The following is an 18,957-nucleotide window of genomic DNA, read 5'->3' on the forward strand; positions in this document are numbered from 1 at the left end:
TCGGTTCGGGATGTGGGAGGGGATCAGCGGCCGTTGGTGCCCTGCTGGCGCAATCGCACGGGCTGGTCCGCGTCCACGGCCGTGTCGGCCGCCTGCTGCTGAGGTGCCCCAGGTGCCGTGATCCCGGAGTCGGGCGGCGGCGCGGCGGGTTCGGAGGGGGCCACCACCCAGGACGCGCCGATCGCGCCCAGCAGCGCGGTCGCCGACGCCAGCAGCGCCCGCTTCGACAGCCGGGGCTGCGGCACCTCCGCGTCCTCCTCGTCCCGCAGCAGGACGGGGAACACCTGGTCCAAGCAGCTGCCGCCGGTGCGCAGCACCCGTGCGCACTCCGCCGCGCCCGGCCGGCGCCTCGCCGAGAGCGAGGTCATCGACGCCAGCAGGCGCGCCAAGTCCTCGGGCAGGTCGTCGGGGATGGCGGGCGGGCGGCGCAGGCGGGCCACCGCGGCCTCCACCTCGTCGCCGTCGTACTCCCGCCGCCCGGTCAGGCACTCCAGCAGCACCAGGCCGAAGGCGTAGACGTCGGCGGGCGGCCCCGCCTCCTCGCCGCGCACCTGCTCGGGCGCCAGGTAGGACGGAGTGCCCACCACGCGGTCGAGGCCGGTCGGTCCGCCCGCGCCCGCCGCGCGGGCCGAGCCGAAATCGGCCAGGTAAGCCCGGCCCTCCTCGTCGAGCAGGACGTTGGACGGCTTGACGTCGCGGTGCACCACGTCGTTGGCGTGCACGTGGGCCAGCGCGTCGGCCACCTGGGCACCGAGCCTGCGCACCTCCTCCAACGCCATCGGCCCCTCGGCGATCCGCTCCCGCAGCGTGTGCCCCTCCACCAGCTGGAGCACCACGAACGGCGTCCGGTCGCTGGTGCCCGCGTCGTAGACGGACACCAGACCGTGGTGGCACAGCCCGGCGAGGGTGCGCACCTCGTTGTCGAACCGCAGGCTCGCGGTGGGGTCGGCACCGCGCCGGAACACCTTCACGGCCACGTGCCTGCGCAGCAGCGTGTCCCAGGCGCGGTGCACGTCGGCCGCGCCGCCCCTGGCCAGGACGTCGACCAGCCGGTAGCGAGCAGCCACCAGGCTGTCGGTCGCGGAGACGGACGGGGACACGGTCGCACCTCTCGATCGCGGACTGGACGCCCTCGGGTGCCCGGCGATCGGCGACGGCAAACGGGCCGCATCACCGCGGCGCTCCCACGTCCTCCCGGCAGCAGGTGAGCCGGATTCGTCCTCGGCGGACGACGCAGGACCGCGCGATCCACTGTGGACGGCGCAGGTCCGGCCGGTGGACCTATGATCGCGTGGTGGTCACCATCGCCGACGTCGCCCGCGCGGCGGGAGTCTCGCCGAGCACCGTTTCCTACGTGCTGTCGGGCAAGCGCTCGATCTCCGAGGGGACGCGGCGGCGGGTGGAGCGCAGCATCCGCGAGCTGGGCTACCACCCCAACGCGGGCGCTCGGGCGCTGGCCAGCAGCCGGACCAACGTGCTCGCCCTGGTGGCGCCGCTGCGGGCGGACGTCAACGTGCCCGTGGTGATGCAGTTCGTCGGCGGTGTGGTGACCAGGGCCAGGGCGCACGACCACGACGTGCTGCTGCTGACCGAGGACGAAGGGCCCGACGGGCTGCGCCGGGTGGCCGGGTCGGCGCTGGCCGACGCGGTCATCGTGATGGACGTCGAGGCCGCCGAGCCGCGGTTGCCGGTGCTGCGGTCGCTGCCGCTGCCCGCCGTGCTGATCGGGGTGCCCGACGAGCCACACGGGCTGGCCTGCGTGGACCTGGACTTCACCGCGGCGGGCGCGGCCTGCGTCGGGCACCTGGCCGAACTGGGGCACCGCGCCATCGCGCTGGTGGGGCCTTCCCCTGCGGTCTACGCGCGGGGGACCAGCTACGCGGGACGGTTCCTGCGCGGGTTCCGGGCGGCGGTGGCGCAGCGCGCGGTGCGGGCGGCCGAGCGGCCCTGCCCGCCCTCCTACGACGGGTTGCGGGCGTGCCTGGACGACGTGCTGGGGCAGGGCGTCACGGCGCTGGTGGTGCACAACGAGGCCGTGCTGGGGCCGCTGCTGCCCGAACTGGCGCGACGGGGTCTGCGGGTGCCCGAGGACATCTCGGTGCTGGCGGTCTGCCCGGCGGACATGGCCGAGTTCCAGGCGGTGCCGCTCAGCTCGGTCGACATCCCGTCGGCCGAGCTGGGCGGTTTGGCCGTGGAGCTGGCCATGAGCGCCGCCCCTCCCGCCCGCGTGCGCCTGCTCCCGCCCCGGCTCACCTCGCGCGCCAGCACCGCCCCGCCCCGCACGGCCACACCACTTCCGTCCTCTTAGGACGCTGTCTCGTCACCGCGCCGCAGCAGCATGACCAGTGCGACCGCGGCGACCAAGGCGACCGCACCCGTGAACAGCACGCCCGCCCACACCAGGCCCCGTGCTTGCGCCGCCACGCCCACGCCGATGACGGGGAGCGAGATCGCGCCGTAGAGCACCAGGAAGAAGCTCGAAGTGACCTCACCGCGCCGTTCCTCCGGCGCGGCGGTGCCCACCGCGTCCAGACCGGCGCGGAAGCTCATGCCCTGGCCGACTCCCGCCACCACCGCGCCCGCCAGCAGCAGGAACAGCGACACCGCCGCGATACTCAGCCCGATGAGGACGACGCCGACGAGCAGCGCACTCGTCCCGACCAGGGCTGCCGAGCGCTCGGCCAGCCGTGCCGACGCCACCTGCCCGGCCGCCGAGGTGCCCAGCAGCGCGAGCACGACGAGCCCGCCTGAGACGTGGTCGGTGATCCCCAGGACCTGGCTCAGGAAAGCCGGGGAGACCGAGGTGAACAGGCCCAGCACCGCGAAGCCCGCCACGCCGCCGGTGGCCGCGCGGACGAAGGCCGGACGCGCGGCGGGAGGCACGCCCATCCGCTGCGGACGCCAGCGCACGGGTCCCGCCGCCCGTGGTCGCGGCTCGGCGACAGCCCGCAGCGCCACCGCCGCGCAGAGCACGAGCAGGAGGTGGACCAGGTAGGGGACGACCAGCGGTGCGGGGGCGAACTCGGCGAGGACACCGGCGACGACCGGGCCGAGGCCGACGCCGAGCATGTTCACCGACGCCGCGGCCAGGCTGTAGTGCCGCTTCCGTCCCGGTGGGGCCAGGTCGACCAGCATCGCCGTGGCCGTGCCGGTGAACACGCCCGCGGACAGGCCGGAGAGCAAGCGGCCCGCGAAGAGCGCGGGCAGGCTGTGCGGGATCAGGAACACGGCGCTGCTGGCCGCCGCCAGCGCGAGACCGGGCAGCAGGATCGCGCGCCTGCCCAACTGGTCGGACAACGGCCCGAACAGCACCAGCGCCGCGGCGACGCCGACCGCGTACGTGCTGAAGACGAGGGTGACCACGACGCCGTCGAACCCGAGTTCCCGGCTGTAGAGCGCGTAGAGCGGGGTGGGCAGGCTGACGCCGATCATGGTCACGCCGAACGCGGCGGAGACGGCGACGGCGGCCCTGGTGCCGCGCAGCCCGCGCGCGGCCGGAGCGGGACGGGCCGTGGGCGCCTCGGCTCCGATCACGACGACGCCCCGACCCCGGCACCGGCCCTGCCCACGGAGGGCCTCACCGCGGAGCGCATCGCGGCGCGGTGGACGCGGTCGCGCGATCGGGCGGCCTGTTCCGCGATGGTGTCCGCACCGCGGAGCACGCCGTCGGCCTTGACGGTGCGCCCGGCGACGAGCACCAGGGAGACGTTGCCCGCGTGCCCGGACGTGACGATCGCCGCCGGGATGTCGGTCGCGGGCAGCAGGTTGGGGTCGGTGAGCCGGATCATGATCAGGTCGGCTTCCTTGCCGGGGGTGAGGCTGCCGGTCCGGTCGTCGATCCCGCAGGCGCGGGCGCCCTCGATGGTGGCGAAGGCGAGCAGGTCCCGCGCGTCGAACGTGGTGATCGCGGCGTCCGCCCGGTCCAGCGGACCTCCTGCTCCGGCGCGCACCAGCTGCTGGTAGGCCAGTGCCGCGCGCATCACGCCGAACATGTCCCCGGCGACGGCGGACTCCACGTCCACGCTCAGGCTCGGCCGCACGCCCGCCGCCAGCAACCGGTTGGTCGCGGGTTGGCCGAGACCGGGCATGAAGACCTCCAGCGCGGCCGCGACCGATGCGCTCGCGCCGTGCTCGGCGATGCGGCGCAGCTCGTCGTCGGTGGAGGTGCAGCAGTGGATGAAGGTCATGTCCGGTCCGAGCAGGCCCGCCTCGTCGAGCTGCCGGATCGCCTGCTGCCGGGCGCCCCACTCCCCCAGCCCGACGTGCATGCTGATCCGCAGGCCCAGTTCGCGGGCCAGCGCGATGTCCTGGCGGGCGACGTCCATGGTGGCCAGCTCGGGCCCGCGCAGCATCGCGTTCAGGGTGACCCGCGCCGAGTCGTCCGGCAGCAGGGACTCCCGGACCCGCCGGATGTCCGGCGGGTGGAGCCTGCCGCTGCCGAACTGCCAGGACTCGGCCTCGGTGGAGGGCCAGCCGTGGTCGAACACGCAGCGGATGCCCGAGTCCCAGTGCGCCTGGACGGCGGCGTCCGCGTGGTCCGGGCTGTTCATGATGTGGGACTCGTCGCGGATCGTGGTGATCCCGGCGTCGAGGGCCATGAGATCGGCGGCCGTGTTGCCGATCCGGACGTCCTCGGGTTCGAGGTGCGGTCCCAGCCGGATCTGGACGTGCTCGCGGTACTCCGGGTAGGTCCACGCGGGCCCCAGGCCGCGCAACGCCCCCTGCCAGGCGTGCCGGTGGGTGTCGATGAAGCCGGGCAGGACGGCGTGGCCGGTCCCGTCGACCACCTGGGCGCCGTCGGCGTCGACGGACTCGCCGACGGCCGCGATCCGCCCGTCCGCGACGAGGACGTCGCCGACGAAGTCGCCGAGCCGGTCGTCCTGGGTCAGGACGTGCGCCCCCTTGATCAGAATCCGCTCCTGGTTCGAGCTGTCCACGTGGTGCGACCTTTCTTCGACAGTGCTGATCCGCTGCTCACCGACCCGTGAGGTGTTCCAGCAGCGTGGGACGGGTCGGTTGCCAACCGAGCTGCCTGGCGGCCGTGCCCGACGCCCGCTGGTCCAGCAGCAGCGCCTCGCCGAGCAGGCCCAGGCGCTCGACGGTGCCCGCGAGACCTTCGGGCTCGACGCGCCCGTCCAAGCCCGCGGCGCGGCTCGCCGCGACGGTGATCTCCCGGACCGTCGGGTTCACCCCGCTCGCGCCGATGAGGTAGGTGCCCGCCCGTGCCTTTTCCAGCGCCAGGACGTAGAGCGCGGCCAGGTCGTCCACGTGCACCGTGGCCCAGTGCTGCTCGCCGCTGCCGAGCACCGTCAACGCCTGGCTGCCCACGCCTCGCCGCGGTCCCCCGGTGATCACCCGCAGCAGACCCCCACCGCGGCCGTAGACGAGGGCGGGCGAGATGACCGCCGTGCGGACCCCCGTCGCGGCGAGGACCCGCCGGGTCACCTCGGGGCGCCACGCCGTGATCCGCGGCGCGCGGAACGGGCTGACCTCGGTCAGCTCACCACCGCTGCCGTGGTCCCAGATGCCCGCCGTGGAGACCAACGGCTTCCCCGTTCCCCCGAGCCCCGCCAGCACCGCGGTGACGAAGGCGTCCTCGGCCTCCGCGCTGGTCGCGTCGCCCGGCGAGGCGAGGTGGACGACTCCGTCGGCACCCGCTGCCAGTTCGCGGACCCGTGCGGCGTCGGTGATGTCACCGATGACGGGCGACGCGCCGCGTTCCCGCACCGCGCCCGCGCGATCCGGGTCGCGGACCAGACCCAGGACTTCGTGTCCACCGGCCACGAGGGCTTCGAGCACCGCCGAGCCGACGTACCCCGTGGCCCCGGTGAGCAGCACGCGCATCGTTCCTCCTCCTGTGATCGGACGAGTCCAGGATGATCGCGATCACTCATCGAGTCCAACGAAGAAAATCGATATGGTCATCGCGTGCTGCGATAGATTGCGGTGGTGCACCAGCGCAGCCTCGAAGCCTTCCTCGTCCTCGCCCGCGAGCTGAACTTCAGCCGCGCGGCGCACATGCTGCACATCACCCAGTCGACTCTCTCGGCGTCGATCAAGAAGCTGGAAGCCGAGTTGAGGACGCCGCTGTTCGCCCGCTCGACGCGATCGGTCTCCCTCACCGACGCCGGGGCGGCCTTCCTGCCCGCCGCTCGCGCGGCGGTCGAGGCCCTGGAGGCCGCGCGCGCCGTCGTCGACCCGTCGGGTGAGCTGCGGGGGCACCTGACCGTGGGCATGTTGAACGGGCTCACGCTGGTCGACGTCCCGGCGCTGACCGGTGACTTCCACCGCAGGCACCCACGGGTGCGCCTGCGCCTGGAGACCTCGCAGCGCGGAGCGGCCGGACTCGTCGAGGACGTCAAGCGGAGCCGGGTGGACGTGGCCTTCGTCAGCACCGACGCCGCCGACCCCCAGCTGCGGGTGGTGCCGATCAGGAAGTACCACCTGCGCCTGGCCGTGGCCCCGGACCACCCGCTGGCTGCCCGCCGCGCGGTGACCCTCGCCGAGATCGCGGACGAGCCGTTCGTCGACATGCCGCTGGGCTTCGGTCACCGCACGGTCGTCGACCGCGCTTTCGCGCAGCACTCGCGAATCCGGGACGTGCTGGTCGAGACCACCGACCTGACGACCATCCCGGACTACGTGGCCCACGGGCTCGGCGTGGCCCTGCTCCCGCTCGAACTCGCGACCAGCGGCTCCCGACCGCTGGCCACGCTCACGATCTCGGACGCGGACATCTCGTGGACCCTGGCCATCGTCATGTCAGCGACGCGCCCGCCCTCGCACCTGGTCACGGCGTTCCTGGACCTGGTGCAGCGGCACATCCGGCCGGAACGCCCCTTCTAGCACCGCCTGCTCCCCCGCACCTGACCTCGCGCGCCCGCGCCGCCGACCTTGCCTTGACGCCGACGTCAGGACCTAGCGTGGCGGCGGTGAAGTTCGCGATCAACTACAGCACGCCCCACTTCGGCGTGGACCCCGACGGGATCGTGGCCTACGCGCAGCACGCGGAGGACTGCGGTTTCGAGGCGTTGTACGTGCCCGAGCACATCGCGCTGCACCGCGGCGCGAAGATCGGGCCCGTGGATCTGCCGCCGTCGCTGCCCTACGGCGATCCGCTGGACTGCCTGGCCTTCGTCGCCGCCGCCACGCGGCGCATCCTGCTCGGGACCGCCGTGCTGCTGCTGCCCTACCACCACCCGGTGGTGCTGGCCAAGCGCCTGGCGACCATCGACGTGCTGTCCAAGGGGCGCATGCGGCTGCTGACCGTGGGGGTGGGCGCGCTGCCCGGCGAGGCGCGGGCCGCGGGGGTCGACTTCAGCACCCGCGGTCGCCGGGCCGACGAAGCGATCGACGTGCTGCGGCTGCTGTGGGCCGGTGGCGAGGACGGTGCCGACTTCCACGGGGAGTTCTTCGACTTCGACGGCCTGTTCAGCTTCCCGCGGCCCCACGGGGGCGCGTCCCTGCCGATCCACGTCGGCGGTTCGAGCCGGGCCGCCGCGCGCCGGGCGGGGCGACGCGGCGACGGCTACTTCCCCGGCGGGGTGCTCACCCCGCAGCAGCGCCGCGACCAGCTCGACCTGGCCAGGGCGACCGCCGTCGAGGCGGGCCGCGACGCCGAGCGGCTGGAGTGCACCCGGTGGGGTTCCATCGACATGTCCGCCGAGGACGTCGAACGGCTCGCCGAGCAGGGCGCGACGCGGGTCGTCGTGACCCCCACCGCCGCCGACCCCGCCCGGCGGCGCGACGAGATGTCCGCGTTCGCCGAGCGGTTCGCCCTGCCCCGGTGACCTCCGGACCGGACCGCTCCCGGCGCGGCTGAGCCGGGAGCGGTCCGGTCCGCTCGACCGCCGGTCAGCCGCCCGTGCGGTGGTTGCCCAGGGTCACCAGGCGCACCGGTCCCGGCCCGCCCGGCAGCTCCTCCTCCGCGATGACCGCGAACGTCAGGGTGTTGCGCTCCCGCAGCACGCCGTTGGGCAGCACGAACTCGCGCTGCGGTCCCAGCCGGTGCAGGTACTGCCCCGCGCTCCAACCGTTGACGAAGACCAGCACCCGGTAGTCGCGCTCGCCGGTGTCGTCGAAGCGCAGCCCGAGCGAGACGTCGTGCCCGCGCGGCAGGTCCAGCTCGAAGTGGGTCCGGTACCAGGACACCCCAGCGGGCAGCGCGTCCGGTGACCGCTGCCAGCGCCCGCCGCCGGGCAGGTGCCAGCCCGACAGCTCGCCGTGCAGGCCGCCGATGTTCAGCGCGCCGCGCTCGCCGTCCATGCCGCGCGAACCGCGGATCCGCCACGCGATGGGCGCCTCCGAGCCCTCGACGACCACCCCGAACAGGCCCCTGGGCTGCTTGAAGCGGGTGTCGTCGGCGGTCCAGTCGTCGTTGTGGCCCATGTTCTCGACCAGCACGGCCAGCGTGGCGCGCTGACCGGGGGCCAGCAGGCCGGGCGGCACGGCGAACTCGCCGCGGCCGGGGTCGGGGTTGACCGGCTCGCTGTCGGCCTGCGTGCCGCCCGCGGCCGAGCCGAGGTAGCGGCCGTTGAGCCAGACCAGGTAGACGCCGCGCCTGCCGGTGATGGCGTTGACCACCACCTTCCGCTCGGCGCCGTTGGCGGTGAACTCGCCCCGGTACCAGACGTTGCCGTGGTGGTGGCCGTACTCGTCGGCGTAGAGCACCGGCAGGGTCCTGGGCTTGATCGGGCTGGCCGTGGTGGTCTTGTCGGCGGTGGTCCAGCCCTGGTCACCGTGGGCGGGCGGCTCCGCCCGGTACTCCCAGCCCGACAGCTCCGGCAGGCGCACCTGTTCGGGGCCGGGCAGCGAGCCGAGCAGGGAACCGCTGGCGGTGCGGCGCACCGGCACCGACCGCCCGCCGACGCTCAGGTGGCGCGCCGGGGAGAACACCTCGACCTCGCCCGCGCGGTCGGTGTCGGCGCGCAGCGCCAGCCGGTCCCCCGCGACGTGGGCCGAGCGGACCAGCGCGGTGCCGCGGACCAGGACCGGGCCCGCAGGGGTGTCCAGCCGCCAGAACCGCGCGGCGGTCTCGTCGGTGCCCAGCAGCAGGAGCAGCGGCGGCCGTCCGCCGCCGGAGACCAGGACGCGGGCCAGCCCGGAGTGCGTATAGTCCAGGCGCAGGTCGCCGCCGTCGTAGGAGCTGCGCACCGAGCCCTCCAGCACCCGCACGGTCGGCCGCGAGGGGTAGCGCAGCACGGTCGAGCCCGGCTCGCCGTCACGGCCGTAGAGCACGGCCACGTCGCGGCCCGCGATCGGCAGGTGGGTCAGGATCTCGGAGTTGGACCACACCAGCCGTTGGCCGCCCATGTCGTAGCCGGCGACCAGGATCTTGGCGTCGCGCCCGTTGACCCGCACGGGGACCTGGTGGTCGCCGTCCGGGGTGGACCAGGCCAGCGTGGTGGACACGTCGGCCGAGGTGCGGCGGTCGGCGTGCCGCACCAGGACGAACTGCGTGCCGGTGTCGGGGTTGGCCCGCGCCCTGGTGGCCACCGCGGGGTCGGCGGGGGTCGGCGCGGGCGACTCGTCGGTCTTGGTCAGCGGGGCGACCGAGCCGACGAAGTAGCCCTGGCGCTTGAACTCGTCGTACTTGGTGGTCAGGGTGCGCGCCTCGGTGATCGCGGAGCCGTAGTCGTAGGAGGTGTAGACGTCGTTGGGCTGGGCGAGCCACCCCCAGTTCGTGCCGCCGTAGGTCATGTAGTAGCCGAACATCGTGGCGCCGCTCTCGATGATGTTCGACTTGTAGAACACCTTCATGTAGCCCGGGCCGGTCAGCTCGCGGCACTTGTCGTAGCCCGCGTCGTTCAGGTCGATCGCGCCCGCCTGGTACTCGGCGGCGTAGACCGGCGCGTCGTCGCGCAGCCTGCGCGTCACGCCGTCACCCCACCCGCCCCAGGTGTCGGGGTCGTGGCAGTTGAACGTCTGCGGGTAGTCGTCCACGCCGGGGATCTGCACCGCGCCCCGGCCGGAGGACCAGTTGGCCAGGCTGCCGCCGCAGCAGTTGTTGTGCACGATGGGCACGTCGATGCCCGCGGAGCGGGCCTGCGCCTGGAGGTCCTCCATGTAGGCCGGGTCGACGTTGACCGCGTACTCGTTCTCCACGTTGTAGGCGATCACCGAGCCGCCCCGGCTGACCTGGTGGCGGGCGATGATGGGGTTGATGCGCGACAGCCACTCGCGGTAGGCGGCGGTGTAGCCGGGGTCGCTGGACCGCGCCCGGCCCTCGACGGTCTTGAGCCAGGCGGGCATCCCGCCGCCGGTGGTCTCGGCGTTGATGTACGGGCCGGGCCGGGCGACCACGTGCAGGCCCAGCTCGTCGGTCATCCGCAGCAGCCGGTCCACGTCGCGCACGCCGGTGAAGTCGTAGACGCCGGGCGCGGGCGAGTGGAAGCCCCAGTGGAAGTACAGCGACACGCCGGTGAACCCGGCGGCCCTGATCTTCTCCAGCACGTCGCGCCACAGCCGGGGGCTGGGCAGGCGGAAGTAGTGGAACTCCCCCGACCACAGCAGCACCCGCTCGCCGTCGACGGTCAGGGAGTAGCGGTCGTAGGACACCTCGTGCCGCTCCGCCCCGCCTCCGGGCACCGCGGCGACGGGAGCCGTCGCGGTGAGCGAGCCGAGCAGGACCAGCAGGACTGCTAACAGCCTCATCGGACTCCTCGCACGGTCGTGGCGCCGCCGGCGGCGCTGATGAGCACCCCGTCGGGGTGCGGGCTCGCCGAACCGCCGTCCACGGCGTCCACCGACCGCGCGCCGACCAGCAGCAGCCGCCACCGCGACGGCGCGGCGTCGACCCAGACCCCGATCCGGTCGTCCTGCTTGCCGATGACGAACGTCGTGCCGCCCACCGCCGTGACGTGCTCGCCGTCGGCTAGGTGGTAGGCGCGCAGGGTGACGCCCTCGGCGTAGTCGTAGTCCGGGCGGTCGTCCACGGCGCCGACGGGCAGGATCGTGTCGGGGCGCACCAGCAGCGGCAGGGTCAGGAAGTCGTGGCGGTCGCGCACCCATCGCGGCCCCCGCACTTCCTCACCGGTGAGGAGGTGCGTCCACGTGCCCTCGGGCACGTAGTAGGACACCTCGCCCTCGGCGGAGAACACCGGCGCCACCAGCAGGTCGTCACCGAGCATGTACTGGCGCTCCAGGTGCGCGCACGCCGGATCGTCGGGGAACTCCAGCACCATGGCGCGCATGACGGGCACGCCCTCGGCGCACGCCTGCCGCGCCGCCTGGTGGAGGTAGGGCATGAGGCGGGCCTTGAGCTTGGCGAAGCGCCGCAGCACCTCCACGGCTTCTTCGTCGAACAGCCACGGCACCCGGTAGGAGGAGCTGCCGTGCAGCCTGCTGTGCGAGGACAGCAGGCCGAACGCGGTCCAGCGCTTGAACAGCGCCGGGTCCGGTGTGCCCTCGAAACCACCGATGTCGTGGCTCCAGTAGCCGAAGCCGGACATGCCCAGCGACAGCCCGCCGCGCAGACTCTCCGCCATGGACTCGTAGGTCGACTCGCAGTCGCCGCCCCAGTGCACCGGGAACCGCTGCGAGCCCGCCGTGGCCGATCGCGCGAACACCACCGCGCCACCGTCCCCGCGGCGCTTGCGCAGCACCTCGAATACCGTGCGGTTGTACAGGTAGGTGTAGTAGTTGTGCATCCGCTCCGGGTCGGAGCCGTCGTGGTAGACGACGTCGGTCGGGACGCGCTCGCCGAAATCGGTCTTGAAGCAGTCGACCCCCTGCTCCAGCAGCACGTCCAATTTGGACGCGTACCAGTCGCGCGCGGCCGGGTTGGTGAAGTCCACCAACGCCATGCCGGGCTGCCACATGTCCCACTGCCACACGTCGCCGTTGGGCTTGCGCAGCAGGTAGCCGCCCGCGACGCCCTCGGCGAACAGCGGGGACCGCTGCGCCACGTAGGGGTTGATCCATACCGAGACGCGCAGCCCTCGGGACTTGAGCCTGTTCAGCATCCCGACCGGGTCGGGGAACACGCGCGGATCCCACTCGAAGTCGCACCAGTGGAACTCGCGCATCCAGAAGCAGTCGAAGTGGAACACGCTCAGCGGCAGGTCGCGCTCGATCATCCCGTCGACGAACCCGGTCACCGTGGGCTCGTCGTAGGAGGTGGTGAAGGAGGTCGACAGCCACAGGCCGAACGACCACGCGGGCGGCAGGGCGGGGCGGCCGGTCAGCGCGGTGTACTTGCGCAGGACCTCCTTGGGCGTCGGGCCGTGGACGACGAAGTACTCCAGCGACTGGCCCTCGACGCTGAACTGCACCTTCGACACCGCCTCCGAACCGACCTCGAACGAGACCCGGCCGGGGTCGTTGACGAACACGCCGTAGCCCGCGTTGGTCAGGTAGAACGGGACGTTCTTGTACGCCTGCTCGCTGCTGGTGCCGCCGTCGGCGTTCCAGATGTCGACCACCTGGCCGTTCTTGACCAGCGGCCCGAACCGCTCGCCCAGCCCGTAGACCACCTCGCCGACGCCCAGGGCGAGCTGCTCGCGCACGTAGTGCCTGCCGTCGAGGGTCATGAACCCCATGCCCTTGGCACCGCTGGCGGTCAGCACCCGCCCGCCCGCGGTGAACTCCACCCGCCACTGGTCGCCGCGGTGCACGCGCGCCGACAGCGCGCCGGAGGTGAGCACGGCGGCCTTGTCCGCCAAGGTGATCTCGGGCTCGTGGGCGTCGTCGACGGTGAGCCCGAAGCCGGGCCCCTTGGCCACCTGCCCGGCGAAGTGGGTGATCCGCACCCGGATCACGTCCGGCATCGGCGCGGACAGCGACAGTGTGACCACCGGCCCCTTGAGCAGGTCGCCGCGGTGCCGGACGTGGTGGGTGGGCGCGTGCACCACCACCGCCCCGTCCTCCACCGAGACGTCGTGCACCTCGACCGGGTGGGCGGCGTGAACGCCGGGCCGCAGCAGCCAGTACCCGTCGCTGAACTTCATTTGACCGCCCCTGCCGTGATGCCGCGGGTCAGCGCGCGCTGGAAGATCAGGAAGAAGGCGATGGCGGGGATGACCCCGAGCAACGCCGAGGCGCTGGTCATGGTGGCGTCCATCATCCGCTGGCCCTGCAGCACGCCCAGCGCGACCGGCACCGTCTGGTTGTCGTTGGAGATCAGCAGCACCAGCGGGAGGAAGAACTCGTTCCAGGTCCAGATGAAGAAGAACACGAACAGAACGCCCAGCGTCGGCCTGCTGACGGGCACCACCACCCGCACCAGGGTCTGCCACTTGTTGGCGCCGTCGACGCGGGCGGCCTCCAGCAGTTCGCGCGGGAAGCCGCCGAGGGTGGAGGTCAGCAGGTAGGTGCCGAACGCCGCCTGGATGACCGTGAAGATGACGACCACGGCCGTCTTGGTGTCGTACAGGCCGACCTTGTTGGTCAGGAAGTACAGCGGGTAGACCAACGCCTCCTGCGGCAAGGTGTTGGCGATCAGGAAGACCACCAGTATCCACAGCCTGCCGCGCACGCGTCCGATGCCCAGCGCGTAGGCGTTGAGCACCGAGACGACTACGGCGAGCACCGCCACCGAGCCGCTGATCACGAAGCTGTTGAACAGCTTCTCCCCGAAGTCGACCCGTTCCCAGAAGTCGACGATGCCCGTCACCGATACGCCGTCGGGCAGGCTGAGCGGCCCATCGGTGGCGTACTCCGCCGGCGTCTTTACCGCGTTGAGCGCCACCACGCCGAACGGCACCAGCATCAGCGCGGCCAGCGCCGCGAACGACCACAGCACCGCGTGCCGCCTCATCAGCGCTCACCCCGGTTCTGCACCCGCAGGAACACCGCGGTGAGCACCAGGATCAGCACGGTGAGCACGGTGGCGATCGCCGCGCCGTAGCCGACCCTGGTCTTCTCGAAGAAGTTCTGGAACGAGTAGTACGACGGCACGGTGGTCGCGCCGCCCGGTCCGCCCCTGGTCAGCACGTAGATCGGGGCGAACACCTTGAGCGCGGCGATGGTGCAGGTGAGCAGGACGACGAAGACCTCCGGCCGGATCTGCGGGAGGGTGACGTGCCAGAACCGGCCCCACCACGACGCGCCGTCGAGCTCGGCGGCCTCGTGCAGGGAGGGGTCGACCCGCTGCATCCCGGACATGAAGATCACCACCGGGTAGCCGACCTGGATCCACAGCATGACGCCCATGACGGTCCACAGCGCCAGGTCGGGGTCGCCGAGCCAGTTGTGCGCCAACGACCGCAGCCCGACCGCGCGCAGGACCTCGTTGAGCGCCCCGTCCTGCGGCGCCAGGATCCAGGTCCACACGATGCCCGCGACCGCGATGGGCAGCACCTGCGGCAGGTAGAAGCACGCGCGCAGCACGCTGGCCCGCCGCGGGCCGAACCGCTTGCCCACGTAGTCGAACAGCCCGGCGGCGATGACCAGGCCGATCGCGGTCGGCAGCACGGCCATCGCCACCACCAGGCCGACGTTGTGCCGGAAGGAGGCCCAGAAGGTGCCGTCCTCGACCAGCCGCCGGTAGTTGTCCAGGCCGATCCACTCCGGTTCGCCCACGCCGGACCACTCGGTGAAGCTGATGCCGACGTTCATCAGGAACGGCACCAGCACCACGGCGGTCAGCAGCAGCGCCCCCGGCAGCAGGAACCACAGGTACGACCCGCGGCCGCGGATCGCGGTGGGGACGCTCATCCGCCGATGCTCTCCAGGTTCTCCCGGTAGGGACCGGCCAGTTCGTCGAGCACCTCGTGCGGCCCGGCGCTGCCGGTGATCAGCTTCTGCACCGCCGAGACGTGCACGTCGTAGTAGCCGGGCGCGGGCCAGTCGGGGTAGTAGGCCAGCCGGTCGCCCTCGCTGAGCGCCTTGAAGGTGTCGGTGACCTCCTGCATCGCGGGATCGCTCGCGGGCGTGCCGCCGGGTGCCACGGGCACGCCGCCCGCCTCGCGCAACTTGTCCTGGATCGGCTGCGACATGGTGATGGCGATGAAGTCGTAGGCCAGCTCCTTGTTCTTGGCCCCCTTGGGCACCACCCAGATGTTGCCGCTGGAGCCCGAGGTCATCCCCGGCCACGGGAAGGTGCCCCACTGGAAGTCCTTGACGTTGGCCCGCACCCGGCCGTACCACCAGCTGCCGCTGATCATGATGGGGTGCTCGCCCTGCATGAAGGCCAGGCCCATGTCCTCGGCCTTGAGCCCGGCGGAGTCCTTGCTCAGGTAGCCCTTGCCGACCCAGTCGGCGAACGTCTCCGCGCCGAAGGTCCACGCCTCGTCGTGGAAGTCCACCTCACCGGTGTAGCGCTGGTAGCGGTCCACCCAGTCGCGGTCGGCCTTGGTCAGCGCCAGCTGGTACAGGATCTGGTGCGCCGGGTACTCCTGGCCCGCCGTGGCCAGCGGGGTGATGCCGGCCGCGACGAACTCGTCCATCGCGGCGGTCAGCTCGTCCAGCGTGGTGGGCACCTGGATGCCCCGCTGGGCGAACATGTCCTTGTTGTAGTAGACCATCACGTACTCGGCGTAGTTCGGGACGCCGTACCACTTGCCGGAGCCCATCACGCCGCGCTCGTCGTAGCGGGCGGTGGTGTCGATGCCGGGACCGAGCTGCTTGTCCCAGCCGCGCTCGGCCACCTCGTCGCCGAGGTCGGTCAGCAGGCCCTGCTTGGCCAGCAGGCCTGCGGTGGCGTTGCCCTTGTTGTACTCGAGGATGTCGGGCGCGTCGCTGGAGTTGAGCACCATGGGCGCGGTCTTCTGGATCTGCTCGAAGCCCTTCTCCTCGAACCGCACCTTCACGCCGGGGTGGGTGGCCTCGAACTGCTTGATCGCCTCGGCCCAGGCCACGCCCATGGCGCTGTCCGGCCCCTCGAAGTGCCACAGCTTCAAGGTGTTGCCGTCGGCCGCGTCGTCCGAGCCGCCGCAGCCTGCCGCGGCCAGCGCGACGGCCACCGCGGCCGCCAGGAGTCGCTTGGGCGTCACTGTTCCTCCACGGTGAAGGTGTCGATCCGGGCCCTGCCCTCGAAGACCAGGTGGACGTCCTGGCGTCCGGCCGCCCCGCGCAGCGGCGCGGACACCGTGGTCCAGGCGTACTGGTCCCCCGTCGTCGGCACGTCGACCACGCCGACCCGCCTGCCGTCGGGACCGCCGAGGCGGACCTGCACGCGGGTCGGCTCGTCGGGGTTGGCCACCCGCAGCGAGATCGACCGCGCGCCCCGGCCCAGGTCGGCGTCGCGGAAGGCGATCCACTGGCCCGGTGCGGTGGCGGCGACCGCCGTGCCGCGCTCCCTGGTGGTGTCGACCAGCGTCACGCCGGAGTAGTCGTCGAAGTTCTGCGCCGGGGTGGACCTGCCGAGGTCGCGCGGCGGAATCCGCTCACCCCGCACGGCGAGTTCGCGGGTCAGCGGGCCGACGACCAGCTCGTGGGAGGCGGTCTCGACCACCGGCTTGTCCCGCGTCACGTCCCAGAACGCCAGGTCCGCCGCGCGCAGGGTGAACCGGACCGTCCTGGTCTCCCCCGGCCCGAGGCGCACCTTCTCGAACGCGCGCAGTTGCTTGACGGGCTGCCGCACCCGCGACCGCTCCTGGCGCGAGTACAGCTGCACCACCTCGACGCCCGCCCGGCCGCCGGTGTTGGTCACGTCCACCTCCACCCGGACCTCGCCGTCCGCGCCCACGGCGTGCCGGTCCAGGCGCAGCCGGGAGTAGCGGAACGAGGTGTAGCTCAGGCCGTGCCCGAACGGGTACAGCGGATCGCCCCGGAAGTACTGGTAGGTGTGCCCGGACTCGGCGATGTCGAACTGGAGCATGTCGGGCAGGTCGGCGTCGGAGCGGTACCAGGTCTGGGTGAGCCTGCCGCCGGGGTCGCGGTCGCCGAACAGCACGTCGGCCAACGCGCGCCCGGTTTCCTGCCCCGCGTGCGAGGTCCACAGGATCGCGGGCAGGTCGGCGGTGTCCCAGTCCCCCGAATAGGGGTAACCGCTTTCCAGGACCACGACCGTGCGCGGGTTCGCCGCGCGCACCGCGTCGATGACCGCGCGCTGGCCCGCGGGCAGCGCCGTGGTCTCCCGGTCGTCGTCCTCACGACCGTTGATGAACGGCATGCTGCCCGCCACGACCACGGCGACATCGGCCTCCTTGGCCGCCGCCACGGCGCTGTCCACGCCTGCGCGGACGACCTCGCGGACGAACTTCGACGCGGCCTGCGGCGTCGCGGCCCCGAGGGACAGCCCACCGTCCGCGCCCACCACGACGTACTTGTCCGGGCCGAACCACGGTTCGTCGACGTCGTTTCCCGCGTACTCCAGCACGTAGGCCCCGTCCGGCTGGGCGACCAGCTCGAACTGCTGCTGGACGAACCAGCCGTGGGGCTGGGCGGCGTCGTTGACCAGGTTCCGGTTCTGGTCCAGCGACACCGTCCGGCCGTTGGCCGCGGTCCTGAGCGTGACGGTGCCCTCGCCCCAGTCGAACACGTCCAGCCCGGTCCGCTCCCCCGGCGCCGGGGCGTCGGCGGTGAGCACGGCCCCGGTGTCCGATGTCGACGCGGCGACGTAGTTCCCGCTGGCCAACTCCTTCAGCGCGATGCGGTCCACGCCCTCGCTGGAGCTCACCGCGGCCCGTTCGGCGATGCCCTGCTTCGGCGTGACGCGGTAGGGCATCGTGCCGGAATACCAGTCCTCGTAGAGGGTGTCGGCCAGTTGTCCGATGACCGCCACCTTCTTGGTGCTCTCGGCCGAGAGCGGGAGCGCGTTCCCGTCGTTGCGCAGCAGCACCACCTGCTCGGCCGCGGCCCTCCGGGCCAGCGCCCGGTGCTCCGGCGCGTTGATGACCTCCGGGGTGATCCCCGCGTACGGGTTGCGGCCGGGCGGGTCGAACTCGCCGAGCCGGAACCTCAGCGACAGCACGTGTCGCACCGCTTCGTCCACTTCGGACTGGTCCAGCAGCCCTCGCGCGAGGGCGGTGTTGAGCGCGGCGACCGTGGGAGCGGAGTCGGGGCCGTTCTCGGTGAAGCTGTCCAGCCCCGCCTCGACGGCCGCCGCGTTCGCCTCGGCCTGGGTGGCGAAGTACCGCTGCGCGCCGACGAGGTTGGCCGCGCCCGAGGCGTCGCCGACGATCAGCAGGTCCTGGTCGGTCCACCCGCGCACCACCTCGTCGAGGTCGGGGTTGACGTGCGCGGGGCGGCCGTTGACCAGGTTGTACGACGCCATCACGCCGGTGGCGGCGTTGGCGGCTATGGCGTGCTTGAACGCGGCCTCGTCGTAGTCGTGCAGGATGCGCGGCGGGACCACCGAGGAGACCGTGGCCCGGTCGCGCTCCACGTTGTAGGCCAGGTAGTGCTTCAGGGTCGGCGCGGCCTGCAGGTAGGTGGGGTGGTCGCCCCGGATGCCGTGCCCGTACGCGGTGGAGATCCGCCCGGTCAGCAGCGGGTCCTCGGAGTAGCCCTCCTCGTTGCGACCCCAGCGCGGGTCGCGCAGCGGGTTGACCACCGGAGCCCACAGGTTCAGCCCGTTGGCCGCGGGGTCGCGGGCGTGGAACCCGCGCGCCTCCCTGCCGGTGACCGCGCCGACGCGCTCGACCAGGTCGGGGTCCCAGGTGGTGGCCAGCCCGACGGCCTGCGGGAAGACCGTCGCCTCGCCCAGCCACGCCACGCCGTGCAGCGCCTCGGTGCCGGTTCTGAAGGCGCCGAGGCCCAGCCTCGGTATCGCGGGCTGGTACTGGTGGAGCAGGGAGATCTTCTCGTCCGGGGTGAGCCTGCCCGCCAGGTCGTCGATCCTGACCGCCAGGGGCAGGTCGGGATCGCGGAACGGCTCCCGCTGCGCGTGCGCCGGGGTCGGCGACAGCGCGAGCACCGCCACGAGGAGCAACACGGGCACACGACGGCCTTGAGGCACGGCAGTTCCCCTCCGCACACCGATGAACGGAATCGAACTCGCAGTCGAAGCGCTTCGACTCCGACCATAGGGGCAGAAGGTGACCGGCACAACCAACGGCTCCACCGAAAGCGCGC

General features: G+C 72.5%; 13 protein-coding genes. 3 read left to right on the forward strand and 10 right to left on the reverse strand.

Going from position 1 to position 18,957, the window contains the following annotated elements; all coding sequences use genetic code 11:
- Positions 1-23: 23 nt before the first annotated feature.
- On the reverse strand, positions 24-1,100 hold the full coding sequence (locus IEZ00_RS14685) for a serine/threonine-protein kinase (protein ID WP_189223764.1): 1,077 nt from the start codon (positions 1,098-1,100) through the stop codon (positions 24-26).
- A 194-nt stretch (positions 1,101-1,294) separates the two neighbouring features.
- On the opposite strand from IEZ00_RS14685, the gene IEZ00_RS14690 reads away from it, so the two are divergent.
- The gene (locus IEZ00_RS14690) at positions 1,295-2,308 is read left to right on the forward strand and encodes a LacI family DNA-binding transcriptional regulator (protein WP_189223765.1); all 1,014 of its coding nucleotides are present in this window, start codon (positions 1,295-1,297) and stop codon (positions 2,306-2,308) included.
- Here IEZ00_RS14690 and IEZ00_RS14695 read toward each other — a convergent pair.
- Genes IEZ00_RS14695 through IEZ00_RS14705 form a run of 3 tightly spaced genes read right to left on the reverse strand, consistent with a single transcriptional unit; the run spans position 2,305 to position 5,844 of the window.
- Complete coding sequence (locus IEZ00_RS14695) at positions 2,305-3,534, reverse strand: MFS transporter (protein WP_229795656.1); 1,230 nt, start codon at positions 3,532-3,534, stop codon at positions 2,305-2,307. The genes IEZ00_RS14690 and IEZ00_RS14695 overlap by 4 nt on opposite strands.
- Positions 3,531-4,937, reverse strand: a complete 1,407-nt coding sequence (locus tag IEZ00_RS14700; RefSeq protein WP_189223766.1) for an amidohydrolase family protein — start codon at positions 4,935-4,937, stop codon at positions 3,531-3,533. The genes IEZ00_RS14695 and IEZ00_RS14700 overlap by 4 nt, the downstream gene beginning before the upstream one ends.
- Before the next feature lie 37 nt (positions 4,938-4,974).
- On the reverse strand, positions 4,975-5,844 hold the full coding sequence (locus IEZ00_RS14705) for an NAD-dependent epimerase/dehydratase family protein (protein ID WP_189223767.1): 870 nt from the start codon (positions 5,842-5,844) through the stop codon (positions 4,975-4,977).
- Positions 5,845-5,949: 105 nt separating this feature from the next.
- Here IEZ00_RS14705 and IEZ00_RS14710 point away from each other — a divergent pair, with 105 nt between their 5' ends.
- Positions 5,950-6,846, forward strand: a complete 897-nt coding sequence (locus IEZ00_RS14710; protein WP_189223768.1) for a LysR family transcriptional regulator — start codon at positions 5,950-5,952, stop codon at positions 6,844-6,846.
- Between the two features lie 86 nt (positions 6,847-6,932).
- A complete protein-coding gene (locus tag IEZ00_RS14715) occupies positions 6,933-7,790 on the forward strand; it encodes a TIGR03619 family F420-dependent LLM class oxidoreductase (RefSeq protein ID WP_189223769.1) in 858 nt (285 codons plus the stop codon).
- 64 nt (positions 7,791-7,854) lie between these two features.
- Here the strand turns inward: IEZ00_RS14715 and IEZ00_RS14720 are convergent, their stop codons facing one another.
- Genes IEZ00_RS14720 through IEZ00_RS14745 form a run of 6 tightly spaced genes read right to left on the reverse strand, consistent with a single transcriptional unit; the run spans position 7,855 to position 18,817 of the window.
- Positions 7,855-10,653, reverse strand: a complete 2,799-nt coding sequence (locus IEZ00_RS14720; RefSeq protein WP_189223770.1) for a beta-galactosidase — start codon at positions 10,651-10,653, stop codon at positions 7,855-7,857.
- Positions 10,650-12,947, reverse strand: coding sequence for an alpha-xylosidase (gene yicI, locus IEZ00_RS14725; RefSeq protein WP_189223771.1), 2,298 nt, complete (start codon positions 12,945-12,947; stop codon positions 10,650-10,652). Before yicI ends, IEZ00_RS14720 begins: the two co-directional genes overlap by 4 nt.
- The gene (locus tag IEZ00_RS14730) at positions 12,944-13,756 is read right to left on the reverse strand and encodes a carbohydrate ABC transporter permease (protein ID WP_189223772.1); all 813 of its coding nucleotides are present in this window, start codon (positions 13,754-13,756) and stop codon (positions 12,944-12,946) included. The genes yicI and IEZ00_RS14730 overlap by 4 nt, the downstream gene beginning before the upstream one ends.
- Positions 13,756-14,655 carry a carbohydrate ABC transporter permease gene (locus IEZ00_RS14735; protein ID WP_189223773.1) on the reverse strand — a complete coding sequence of 300 codons (900 nt, stop codon included), beginning with the start codon at positions 14,653-14,655 and terminating at the stop codon, positions 13,756-13,758. Before IEZ00_RS14735 ends, IEZ00_RS14730 begins: the two co-directional genes overlap by 1 nt.
- Positions 14,652-15,932 carry an ABC transporter substrate-binding protein gene (locus IEZ00_RS14740; RefSeq protein ID WP_189223774.1) on the reverse strand — a complete coding sequence of 427 codons (1,281 nt, stop codon included), beginning with the start codon at positions 15,930-15,932 and terminating at the stop codon, positions 14,652-14,654. The genes IEZ00_RS14735 and IEZ00_RS14740 overlap by 4 nt, the downstream gene beginning before the upstream one ends.
- On the reverse strand, positions 15,929-18,817 hold the full coding sequence (locus tag IEZ00_RS14745; protein WP_229795657.1) for a glycoside hydrolase family 3 protein: 2,889 nt from the start codon (positions 18,815-18,817) through the stop codon (positions 15,929-15,931). Before IEZ00_RS14745 ends, IEZ00_RS14740 begins: the two co-directional genes overlap by 4 nt.
- Positions 18,818-18,957 lie beyond the last annotated feature (140 nt).

The organism is Saccharothrix coeruleofusca (genome assembly GCF_014648515.1).
GTDB lineage: Bacteria > Actinomycetota > Actinomycetes > Mycobacteriales > Pseudonocardiaceae > Actinosynnema > Actinosynnema coeruleofuscum.